At 34.6% G+C, this 12,140-nt stretch carries 12 protein-coding genes; 5 read left to right on the top strand and 7 right to left on the bottom strand.

Going from position 1 to position 12,140, the window contains the following annotated elements; translation table 11 throughout:
* Together nhaC and CD147_RS02235 are read right to left on the bottom strand one after the other, a co-directional pair.
* Positions 1-1,342, bottom strand: a 1,342-nt coding sequence (gene nhaC / locus CD147_RS02240; protein WP_103165822.1) for a Na+/H+ antiporter NhaC, incomplete at its 3' end; no start/stop codon positions are given.
* Between the two features lie 110 nt (positions 1,343-1,452).
* Positions 1,453-2,523, bottom strand: coding sequence for an NAD/NADP-dependent octopine/nopaline dehydrogenase family protein (locus CD147_RS02235; protein WP_103165821.1), 1,071 nt, complete (start codon positions 2,521-2,523; stop codon positions 1,453-1,455).
* A gap of 310 nt (positions 2,524-2,833) precedes the next feature.
* On the opposite strand from CD147_RS02235, the gene CD147_RS02230 reads away from it, so the two are divergent.
* The 5 genes from CD147_RS02230 (at position 2,834) to CD147_RS02210 (ending at position 6,076) form a co-directional block, all read left to right on the top strand.
* On the top strand, positions 2,834-3,262 hold the full coding sequence (locus CD147_RS02230; protein ID WP_103165820.1) for a magnetosome magnetite crystal formation protein family: 429 nt from the start codon (positions 2,834-2,836) through the stop codon (positions 3,260-3,262).
* Between the two features lie 314 nt (positions 3,263-3,576).
* The gene (locus CD147_RS02225; RefSeq protein ID WP_103165819.1) at positions 3,577-4,251 is read left to right on the top strand and encodes a CHAP domain-containing protein; all 675 of its coding nucleotides are present in this window, start codon (positions 3,577-3,579) and stop codon (positions 4,249-4,251) included.
* A gap of 143 nt (positions 4,252-4,394) precedes the next feature.
* Complete coding sequence (locus tag CD147_RS02220; protein ID WP_103165818.1) at positions 4,395-4,724, top strand: DMT family transporter; 330 nt, start codon at positions 4,395-4,397, stop codon at positions 4,722-4,724.
* 1 nt (position 4,725) lies between these two features.
* The gene (locus tag CD147_RS02215; protein WP_103165817.1) at positions 4,726-5,040 is read left to right on the top strand and encodes a DMT family transporter; all 315 of its coding nucleotides are present in this window, start codon (positions 4,726-4,728) and stop codon (positions 5,038-5,040) included.
* 79 nt (positions 5,041-5,119) lie between these two features.
* The gene (locus tag CD147_RS02210; RefSeq protein WP_103165816.1) at positions 5,120-6,076 is read left to right on the top strand and encodes a 2-hydroxyacid dehydrogenase family protein; all 957 of its coding nucleotides are present in this window, start codon (positions 5,120-5,122) and stop codon (positions 6,074-6,076) included.
* A 74-nt stretch (positions 6,077-6,150) separates the two neighbouring features.
* On the opposite strand, the gene CD147_RS02205 is transcribed toward CD147_RS02210, so the two are convergent.
* The 5 genes from CD147_RS02205 to fdhF all read right to left on the bottom strand — a co-directional run bounded on the left by CD147_RS02205 (position 6,151) and on the right by fdhF (position 12,014).
* Positions 6,151-7,275 (bottom strand): FAD-dependent monooxygenase, encoded by a 1,125-nt coding sequence (locus CD147_RS02205; RefSeq protein WP_103165815.1) that lies wholly within the window; start codon positions 7,273-7,275, stop codon positions 6,151-6,153.
* Between the two features lie 99 nt (positions 7,276-7,374).
* The gene (locus tag CD147_RS02200; protein WP_103165814.1) at positions 7,375-8,154 is read right to left on the bottom strand and encodes an N-acetylglucosaminidase; all 780 of its coding nucleotides are present in this window, start codon (positions 8,152-8,154) and stop codon (positions 7,375-7,377) included.
* Between the two features lie 27 nt (positions 8,155-8,181).
* The gene (locus tag CD147_RS02195) at positions 8,182-8,400 is read right to left on the bottom strand and encodes a hypothetical protein (RefSeq protein ID WP_103165813.1); all 219 of its coding nucleotides are present in this window, start codon (positions 8,398-8,400) and stop codon (positions 8,182-8,184) included.
* A gap of 186 nt (positions 8,401-8,586) precedes the next feature.
* Entirely contained in the window at positions 8,587-9,060 is a 474-nt protein-coding gene (locus CD147_RS02190; RefSeq protein ID WP_103165812.1) for a helical membrane plugin domain-containing protein, read from the bottom strand.
* Positions 9,060-12,014, bottom strand: a complete 2,955-nt coding sequence (fdhF, locus tag CD147_RS02185; RefSeq protein ID WP_103165811.1) for a formate dehydrogenase subunit alpha — start codon at positions 12,012-12,014, stop codon at positions 9,060-9,062. The genes CD147_RS02190 and fdhF overlap by 1 nt, the downstream gene beginning before the upstream one ends.
* Between the last annotated feature and the right edge of the window lie 126 nt (positions 12,015-12,140).

Below are 12,140 nucleotides of genomic sequence, written 5' to 3'. Positions count from 1 at the left end.
TAACTGCCAATATAGCACATAAATAACATGGTACTGTCCAAATAAAGAATTGGTCTACTGAAACACCTAACTGTTGCGTGTAATAGATTCCTGAAGTTCCCCATGGTATAAGTGGAAGGACCATTGTACTTGAATCCTCCAGTGTACGTGAAAGGTTGCTTCGATCTAAATTCATATCTTCAAACATATCTTTCATTAATACACCAACCATGATAATAACGATTGAAGCGACTCCAGCAGCAAAGACCATCATTAAACAACACGCTACTGTTATTAATATCAATGTTCCTACTGACTTCACACCCTTAGCTACTGTTTGTAGCATAACATCTAAACATCCAGATTTTTCCACTATACCAGCAAAAGTATATCCACAGAAAATCGTTACAAGAATTTCAGTCATACTCATCATTCCGCCTTGTTCTAATAGCGTTTTAGCATTATCTGACACATGAGTATGGCCAGTCATAGCAGGTGTGAACCCATTAAATGTCGCCTTAAATCCATCTACAATATTAAAGTGATGAGTTAATGTACCAATAACGATAGCCGTTATACTTGAAGCTAACATTGAAGGTACGGTTGACACTTTACATACTAAACATATAACAATAACAATTAATGGCACCCATACCCAGAAATTCAAATGGTAGATACTTGATAATTCATCGAGCAAATGATTAATTTGTTTAGAATCTACATTCTCTTTAGATTTAAGCCCAGCGAAGAACCAGACCACTAGTCCGATAATTGAAGCGGGTATAGTTGTCCACATCATTGCTCTAATATGAGAAAAGATATTTACCTTAGTTACTAAAGAAGCTAGGTTGGTTGTGTCAGATAAGGGTGACATTTTATCGCCAAATACTGCACCAGAGATGATAGCGCCCGCTGCCATCCCTAAATCAACATTTAATTGACCAGCGATAGATATTAACGCAATACCTGCAGTAGAAGCAGAACCCCAAGCTGTACCTGTAGCAAGACTACATATAGCTGAAATAATAAATGCTGAAACTAAAAAATAATGAGGATTTAAAAATTTTAATCCATAATAAATAAGCGCCGGAACGGTTCCTGAATACATCCAACTACCAACGATGATACCTACCGCTAATATTATAAATATAGCGGGCATAGCTGTAGTTAAGCGTTTCGTAATCCCTTCTTCTAAATCTTCCCATTTCAATCCTACTCGTACTGCTATAAACGCAGCATAAGCCGAAGAAATGAGGAGTAATACTTGAATAGGTATATTAAAAATAATAAATCCTGTTGTTACAACAATTATCATCACAATTATAGTGGAGATAGCCTCCAAAAATGTTGGTGTTCTTCTCATACACAAGCTCCCTTCCCCTTATTTGATACAAGACCTCTTTTCTTTAATAAATAGTTATCATCTAATTGATAGTGTTAAATTATCATAATCTAATATTTGATATGAATCGTTTATTCTAGTCCTAACTTTTCAAGACCAAGGTCTTCAACTTTAAGGCCTTCTTCGAAAAAGTCACGTTCTAAAATCGTTGACGCAATCATAATCACTGCATCAATATTTGGTGTCTCTACGTCAATTGCGCGTCCTAAACTAGACCATAGTACAAGTCCGTATGCGATGTCTTCAGTTAAATATCGGTTTTGTACAGAATTAGGTCCTGGAATTTGTGAAAATACGGGACTTGTATTAAATAAACGATTTAACGGTTCATCTTCGTCTTTACGTTCTAAATAGCCACGTTGTATACGGGCCTCTTTAGCTTTTAATAATTCAAATCCTAATTTACGTCCAAGTGTTAGACGTTCTAACTCGATAGCATGTAGTAATCTTACAGTATGCTTCGTGATACCCTCTTTATATAATGCAAATGAATCAGCATAATCAATACGACCAACGTTTAATAATGTTGGTCCTGGATGAACTTCAGGGTTACCATTTTCAAGATTTGTTTTCCATAAATTTTCTTCTTTTACTAGATAAGGATAAATTTGACTAACTTTTTTGAAACTATCACTTAATTCTTTTTTGTTATAAGTTGAGAAGAATACTTTTCGAACATTTAATGACAAGTCTACCCGTGCCTCATTAAAATCAACACGTGTGCCGTATGTTAGTGTGTTGGCTTCAGCAAATTTTGGACTCACATCTATCCGACGATCATCAAGTACGTTCATAAAACGAATAGAAGCCATTGATGCGGCTATATTAAAGAAGATAAGTTGGTCATCAGTAACATGTTCAGCCATAATTTCCGCATAATATTCTATATATGAAGATGGGATAACTACTTGCACTATCTCCGCATCTTTAAGAACGTATTCAATATCGTCACTGACATTAGTGAACGGAACAAATTTTTCTTCACCTTCATTGTTAAAATCAAATCCACCTTTTTCTAAAGCGGTATTAAACTTTTTAATGGAAGAATTTCTACAATATAATTTAACTTCATGTCCTTGATCTACCATATCTACTGCTGCTGTAACAGCACCATTACCTGAACCTATCACTGCTATTTTCATATCTAATAACTCCTTTTCTTTTTTTATAAATAAAGGAAGCGAGACAGAAATCTAAACAATTTAAAAGATTTCGTAGTCTCGCCCCGACAAAAGTTAACTAGAAATAGAGGTTGGGACACCGTTTATTTGTTTTCTAGAGCACCAAATATCAATGCCCACACCTTCAATAATATCTTGATAATATATATCCAAATTCCCTTAATAATAAACACTTGTGTATGAACTAGTTCAATTTTCAAAAACTAGACTAACGTTCTTTCGAGATGTTTGTTATATTAGTGTTGACTGATAATAAAAAAGGAGTGTTCTCATGCAAGACCAATATAATGATTCGCAACGCACTGAAATTATGAGAGATAGTGAACAAGATGCACGTTTAATGTCTATGTTGATATTTTTAATAGGATTCTTCACTTCTATTATTGGTCCAATTATTATTTGGGCTATCAAGCGTAATGATGCACGTTTAATTGATAAAGCTGGTAAGAATTACTTTAATATGCTCATCTCTTACTTTATTTGGAATGTCGTACTCGTATTATGCTTTATTCCTGTTTATTTTGGATTTTTATTTAATAATGATGCTCTTAGCATTATTTGTGTCATCTTATTAATAATCCTTGGTATAGCATTATTTGTACTTTCAATTCTTTATTTTATTTTCCACATTGTCGCTTGTGTTAAGTATTTTGGTGGAAAAGAATATGTGGTACCGCTATCAATTCGTTTTTTCAAATAAATCGATTGGCACCTATTGTTACAAACTGTTGTAACAATAAACAATTAAAAATTACTATGTAATATTAGATTAGTGTAGAAACCATGCATTAATCACGTATTATTACAGCCTGTAACCTTGAACACTCTTTTATTACGGAGTTGTTCAAGGTTTTTGTAATTCATTTACGAAATCGTAACATTGCACACACCTCTCAATTAATTTGCTAAAGTATGAGTTGTCGTTGGGAGCGACAGTTAATTAAACATAATAACTATTCAACATTTCGCTAAGCAAACCATTGTTGAATACAAATTTTGGGAGGACTTATTACTATGAAAAAAATTATTACAATTTCAACTTTAACAGCAGGTATTGGTGTTTCCGCATTAGGTGTTAATGCTAACCATGCAGATGCTGCAGAATATAATCATGCGCCACAACCTTACGGCCAACATCATGGCACACAACAACAAGGTCAATTTACACCACAAGGATATCATCATTCAAATCATCAATTTAATCATCATTCAAGAGGATATCAGCAAACTCAATTTAAACAACAATCGTTTAACTCAAATACAACTGCGACTAGTACTCATTCAACTAGTTCATTATCAAATACAAGTGAAACTACTTCATCTTCTACAACATCTACGTCAACTCAAACAACTTCATCTACATCTGGTAATTTATACACTGCCGGTCAATGTACTTGGTATGTTTATGACAGAGTTGGAGGTAGCATTGGTAGTACTTGGGGTAATGCTAATAACTGGGCTAACGCTGCACAATCAGCCGGTTATACGGTAGATAATAATCCAGAAGAAGGAGCAATTATGCAATCTTCTGCCGGAACTTATGGTCACGTTGCTTACGTAGAAAGTGTGAATGACGATGGTTCTATCACTGTTTCAGAAATGAACTATAGTGGTGGTCCATATGTTAAAGACACACGCACAATTTCTGCTTCACAAGCAAGTTCTTTCAATTACATCCATTTATCATAAAGATTTAAAGAAGGAGCGATTATAGACATCTTTGCAAGCCTAATAGATGTTTGTGATCGCTCCCTCTTATTTGTTTGCGTTGCACAAGATGACCTCTTTTGAGAGAATATTTATATTAGGCTTTTAAAAATGGAGGTTTAATCATGCAATGGCTTAAAGTTGTGTTGGCAGGACTGATAGAAGTTGTATGGGTTACTGGTTTAGATAACGCCCATAATATTATAACGTGGTTATTCACACTCTTTTTCATAGCATTAAGCTTTTATTTGATGCTTTCCGCCTCAAAACATTTACCTGTAGGTACTGTCTACGCCGTCTTTGTAGGTATAGGCGCAGCAGGCACCGTTATCGTTGATATGATATTTTTCAACCAACCATTTACTTTTTCAAAAATTGCCCTTCTCTTATTACTTCTTATTGGAATCATTGGTTTAAAATTGTCTACTAATAATGATGCTGAAGGAGGTCATTAATATGGCTTGGTTATTTCTTATTATCGCTGGCTTATTTGAAGTGTTAGGCGTTATTTTGTTAAATGAATTATCTCGTACAAAAAAGCGTTTCTATATCGTCTTAATGGCTATAACATTCGTTCTTAGTTTTAGTACATTAAAAGTAGCAATGATTACTATACCGATGGGAACTGCTTATGCGATATGGACAGGTATTGGGACGGCTGGTGGCGCTATCATAGGTATGATATTTTATAGAGAATCTGCTCATTTTAGTCGACTATTTTTTATATTCCTTATACTAGTATCCGTGATTGGCTTAAGACTTATTCAATAGAACTGATAACAATTTAATTTGTATACGCTTACTTCTTTTATTATACTAAGGTAGAAGTATTCATTAAGGAGTGAGTTTAATGGAAAAAGTATATATTGCCGGTGCAATTCCTGAAGCGGGATTAAATCTACTTAAAGAACATTTTGAAGTTGAGATGTATGAAGGTGAAGGTATCATTGATAAAGAAACACTTAAGAAAGGTGTTAAAGATGCATCAGCTTTAATAAGTATATTATCTACAAATGTCGATCAAGAAGTGATTGATAGTGGTAAAAACCTTAAAATCATTGCTAACTACGGGGCTGGTTTTAATAACGTTGATGTAAAATATGCACGTGAAAAAGATATCGACGTTACTAATACACCTAAAGCTTCTACAGCAGCAACTGCTGAATTAACATTTGGATTAGTTTTAGCAGTAGCTCGTCGTATTGTAGAAGGTGATAAATTATCTCGTACAAAAGGATTTGAAGGTTGGGCTCCGCTATTCTTTAGAGGCCGCGAAGTTTCAGGTAAAACGATTGGTATTATCGGTTTAGGCGAAATTGGTAGTGCAGTAGCTAAACGTGCTAAAGCATTTGATATGGACGTATTATATACTGGCCCTCATCAAAAGAAAGAAAGAGAACGTGAAATTGGTGCTAAATACGTTGATTTAAATACGTTATTAGAAAATGCTGACTTCATTACAATCAATGCAGCTTACAATCCAGATTTACATCATATGATTGACACTGAACAATTCAAAAAAATGAAATCTACAGCATATTTAGTTAATGCTGGTCGTGGCCCTATTGTCAACGAAGAAGCATTAGTTAAAGCTTTAGAAAATAAAGAAATCGAAGGCGCAGCATTAGATGTCTATGAGTTTGAACCTGAAATTACTGAAGGATTAAAATCATTAGATAATGTAGTTATCACACCTCATATTGGTAATGCAACGTTTGAAGCTAGAGATATGATGTCTAAAATTGTTGCAAATGATACAATTAAAAAATTAAACGGCGATGAACCTCAATTTATCGTTAACAAATAATATTAAATAAATAATAGAGACCTACTTCTATGAATGTATGTATAAACACTTATAGAAGTAGGTCCTTTATCTATTTATTTACTTTTAGCCTTATATAAAAACTTTGTTTGACCACTAATAAAACGTTTAGGCATTCGTTTCATTAAGCTATTACGTAGAATAACGGTCAACTTGTTGCCTTTTTGCGCAATTGCGCCTATTTTTCTAGAACGCTTTATAACTTTTGCAGTGTGTTTAACTCTTAATTTATCATAACGTGTTAATGCTTTATTAACGTCATACTCTGCTAAACAGTTAGCCAATACAATGGCATCTTCCATAGCTTGGCCTGCACCTTGACCCATATTTGGTGTTGTCGCATGTGCTGCATCGCCTAGCAACAGCGTACGTCCATAAACAAATGTTTTTAACGGCTTCATATCGTATATGTCATGTTGAAGAATACCTGTTTCACTTTGTTTATCGAGAATTTGACGTACTTCATTAGGATAATTGTTAAAATATGCTTGTAAATGAGGTTTCTCAAATGTTGAATATTTAGCATCCTTTTCAGAGGCGTTAATAGTGATAAACCAATAAGCTTGATTATTAATTAAAGGTACAATGCCTACACGTCCTCGTGTACCCCAGTATTCATCTGCAGTTTCACGATTTTTCAAATTTGCCTCTTCTACTAAACCACGGAAACAAGTATAACCTTGATAGAGCACTTTAGCGCCAGGATTAACCGTTTGTCTAATCTTCGAATGAATGCCATCTGCTCCAATACATAAATCGAAAGTCTGGCTCGCATGTTTTGAAAAGTGGACCATCACATCTTCTTCATGATTCTCCACTTTTGTTACCTCGTAATCTGTCATTATACTATTAGATTGAACATAAGAGTATATTAACTCAATCAATGTTTGACGGGATAACGTCACATTCAGTGTGCCTTCTTTTAATTTAGCAGCAGTTAACATTTGTCCTTTAGTATCAAACACGTTCATTGCTGATAAATTTTGACCGGCATTTTTAATACCTTTGGCTAAATCATGTGTGCCTAATTTTTTGAGCACATTATCACCGATACCAATACCGGCGCTAATTTCACTAATATCTGTTTTCTTTTCAAATATCGTCACTTCATGACCCTGTTCTTGTAAAAGCGCCCCAGCAGTTAACCCACCGATGCCAGCACCTATTATTGCAATTTTCATTTATTTACACCTCAAAATTCAAATTCTTCTATTTATTTTCATAGATATTTCAACTTATTTATTAAACGCGTTTAAGTCGTTGTAGCTAATACTCGATATTTAAGAAACATAATAATTTTTACGTATGTGATCTTTTTTAATCCCAAACTGTTCATAGTACACTTTCATATAACGGGCTACATTATCTGCCCAAGTGACGTCACTTGCATACTGGTGTTCCCCTGGTTGTTGAGGGTTCCAACGCATTTGATATAGTGTTATTTGCTCATTATCGAAGTACTGTGTACGCACAAACTTTGCTCCACCTAGAATAGCTTTATAAGGAGAAGTCCATGCTTGTTCTTTTGCATAACTTTTACCTGTATGCACAGCATTCTCATCAAAAGCTCCTACACCAAAGAAATTATAATAACGTTTTCCATCATCTTTAATACCTTTGGCAAGTTCTGAACTTCCATTTGCAGTTTCTACACGGGCATGACTAATTAAATAAATAATATTCACATCATATTTGTCTTGAGCTTTGATAAAAGCATTCGCTTGGTCTTCAAGAATTCCCTGTCCTTTTAACATAGTTTTTACTTCGCTTTTAGACATGGGTACTTTTTGAGAAATATCCATATACTTTAATGCATTATCTTTGTGAGTAATCTTCATTGCTTGTTCAACTTCACTCTCTTGTGCATTAACAAATTTCCCATTCTTATCAACCGTGTTTAATACACTAGGTTGTGTTTGCTTTTGAAACGCTTCTTGAAAAGTAAAATGCCGATCCTCGCGCAAAATATTAGTCTGATTGATGACTAACAGGACAATGAGAATAGCCAGTAAAATAATAAGTATAGTTATAGATAAACGTAAATTAAACTTCTTTTTCATGCGTGCTACAACCCTTTATATGTCTAATTAAGTTAAAAAGAAATATGTAATGATAATAACGATAACGACAATCGCAAATGATAGATTGATAATTATCTTCATTCCTGTACGGTCACGGAATAAAACATTGAAAATCACTAAACTAATTGCTAGAGAAACAGCAAACATTGAAATAGCTAACATTAATTGCATCATAATTAAGAAGATAATTCCTAAGACGATAAACACGTTAGAAACAATAGCCATTAATTTAATTATATTTGGATGAATAGGTCCTCACCCCTCATTTTTAAAATTTAATATATAGTACACCTTACCATAATTCGATATGAAAGTACTGTTAAATTATAATCAAATTTCAAAGAAAAATCCCTATCAAGATCTACATGAAACCATGCATCCCTCAATAGAGATTCTTTAAATTGTTAGAGACTAGTCTTCGTCTCTAGACATACCTTTTAGTAAATTCAACATGTAAGTTAAACTACGATTCATATCGTCGTCTTTGAGCACGCCCATTAAACTGCGCACACTTGTTTTAGCGTTAGGACTAGCTTGATTAGCGACATGTAAACCTTTATTCAATTTATTTAAGAATTGACTTAATTCTTGAACATTTAATTCACCTAGCATAAAGACCATAGGTGCCAAGTTAGTAATTAACCCGGCATATAAATCTTTATTTAACTCAGTCATAAATTTATTTACAATAACTTGACGGCCTCTAATACCACCATTCATTAAATCAAGAATCTTAGCATCGTCTAATGCTTTAACGATACGAATGGCTTTTAAAATGCTATCTTTATTTTCAGCAATCGCATCAGTGACCTCATTTAAACTTTCAAGTTTAATTTGTTCTTCTGACTTTTCTAAACGTTTAATCTTTGTTATTCTCTCAGCCATTATTTATCCACCACATTTCCAGGGAAGACATAGTCTTGACGTTCCCATTTTTTCTGTACTTGGACACTATATTGCGGATTACGTTCTTTATCAACACGGAAGTTTGTAGGGTTTAATGGTGATTTACCTTTTCTAGTCAGTACTTCCATACGACAACTTGTACGTTTATAAGATGGCGTATCAGTATATTTATCGACATCACTATTTGTTAGTTTGTTGATAGCACCTAAATCACCATTTGACATAGCGTCATTATTTAATGGAATGTAAATTTCTTTACCCTTAACGCGATCAGTAACTGTAGCAATTAATGTTGCTTCTCCAGTTTCAGAAATCAAGCGTATTTCCGAACCTTCATGAATATCTCTTTCTTTAGCAAGTTCTGGCGAGATTTCAACGAATGCATTTGGCATTTTGTATTTAATCATTTCAGTTTGATATGTCATGTTTCCTTCGTGGAAGTGTTCAAGTAATCGTCCATTATTAACATGTAAATCATAAACTTCATCTTCTTTGAAGAAGTTATCAAATGTTAATGGGAATAATTTGGCACGTCCATTTTCAAAATTGAAACCATCTAGATATAATGTCGGTTGATCTGTACCATCTGGAGCTACAGGCCATTGTAAGCTATTGAAGCCTTCTAAACGGTCGTAACTTACACCAGAGTAATATGGTGTTAGACGTGCAATCTCATCCATAATTTCTCCTGGGTGACTATAATTCCAATCTGCACCCATACGTTGCGCTATTAATTGGAAGATTTCCCAGTCTGGTTTAGATTCGCCTAATGGTTGTAGCGCTTTATTAATACGTTGGATACGACGTTCAGTATTAGTGAACGTACCGTCTTTTTCAAGTGATGGACTGGCTGGTAATACAACATCAGCATATGTTGCAGTAAATGTTAAGAATTCATCTTGCACTACTAAGAAGTCTACTTTTTCTAGTGCTGATTGTACGAAGTTGATGTTTGAATCTACGATACCAGTATCTTCACCATATAAGTATAATGATTGGATATCACCGTTATGGATACCTTCCATCATTTGATGATTGTCTCGTCCTGGTGTTGGATTTAATTTCACACCGTATTCTTTTTCAAATTTAGCTCTAATTTCGTCATCTGCAACTTTTTGATAACCAGGGAATTGGTCTGGCATACTACCCATGTCACTGGCACCTTGAACGTTGTTGTGACCACGTAATGGATATGCACCTGAACCTGGTTTTCTATAGTTACCAGTTACAAGTAGTAAGTTTGAAATTGCTGTACTTGTATCACTACCAATATCTTGTTGAGTGACACCCATAGCCCAACAAATTGACATTGATTCTGCTTTAGCCGCTTCTTCAGCAAAACTGATAATTTGTTCTTTAGGAATGCCTGTTGCTTCTTCAGCGAAGTCCATTGTAAATAAGTCTAATGATTTATAGTATTCTTCATAGTTATCTACCCATTCGCTCAAGAACTCTTTATCGTGTAAATCATTGTCAATAATATACTTAGTAGCTGCGCCTAACCAAACTAGGTCTGTACCTGGTTTAGGTTGGTAGAAAACATCAGCACGCTCTGCCATTTCGTGCTTTCTTATATCAAAGACATGCATTTTTTGGCCAAATAGCTTTTGAGCACGTTTCATACGAGAAGCAATAACAGGATGTGCTTCAGCTGTATTTGTTCCAATTAGTACAGTCATTGCCGCTTTTTCAAGATCTTCAATTGAACCTGAATCACCGCCGTGACCTACTGTTCTAAATAATCCTTTTGTAGCTGGTGCTTGGCAATATCTTGAACAGTTATCTACGTTGTTTGATCCAAAGACTTGACGTGAAAGTTTTTGCATTAAGTAAGATTCTTCGTTTGTACCTTTAGAGGAAGCGATAAAGGCTAAGTGATCGCCACCATATTCATTTTTAATACGAGTGAAATTATCAGCAACAACATTTAATGCTTCTTCCCATTCAACTTCGTGGAATTCTCCGTCTTTTCTTACTAATGGTTTAGTTAAACGTTGGTCTGAATTGATATGACCCCAAGAGAATTTACCTTTTACGCATGTAGCGATTTTATTCGCTGGTGAATCATGTGAAGGTTGTACTTTGAGAACTTCTCTATCTTTTGTCCATACATCAAACGAGCAACCTACACCGCAATATGTACATACTGTTTTTGTTTTATTAATTCTTTCTTTACGCATTTCGGCTTCTGAATCTGATACTGCGAATAGTAATCCGTCGCCTGGTTCTGCTTTTTTAGTTAAATCAATCATAGCAGCTAATGAACCTGGTTCAGTATCTGTCATATAACCTGCGTTTCCTTCCATATTCACTTCCATCATAGCGTTACATGGACAAACTGTTGCACATTGACCACATGATACACATGATGACTCGTTAATTGGAACATCATTATCCCAGATAACACGAGGGTGTTCGCGATCCCAGTCAATTGAAATAGTTTCATTAACTTCAATGTCTTGACACGCTTCAACACAACGTCCGCATAAGATACATTGATCAGGATCATAACGATAAAATGGACCATAGTCTTTTTCATATGGTTTTGTTTTATATTCGTAAGATTGTTCTTCTAAGCCCCACGCATCCATAGCATTATGTATTTCACAATCTCCGTTATTATAGTCACATACCGTACAATACAACATATGTTTTTCTAAAATTCTATCTAATGCTTCTTTTTGACTCGTTTTAACGTCATTATTTTGAGTATTTACTGTCATAGGTCGATCTACAACAGTACTACACGCACGTTCAATTTTGCCATCAATTTCGACCATACATGTATCACATGTTTGGATAGGTCCCATCGATTCGTTATAGCAAATTGAAGGTACGAAAGTATCACGAGATTTAATAAACTCGAGCAAACTCGTTCCTGGTTCTACAAGATAATCTGTACCGTCAAGCGTCACGATTAAATGTTCTTGCATACTCTCCACCCCATATATATAAATTTTCCGTAAAATCGTTAGACTAAGTTAATATTCCACATCAATACCCACATATATTGAACATAGAATTACATTCATTGTATAACCTGTCTCTTATACACATCT

The organism is Staphylococcus devriesei (assembly GCF_002902625.1).
Classification (GTDB): domain Bacteria; phylum Bacillota; class Bacilli; order Staphylococcales; family Staphylococcaceae; genus Staphylococcus; species Staphylococcus devriesei.
This window is presented reverse-complemented; position numbering and strand designations above follow the sequence as displayed.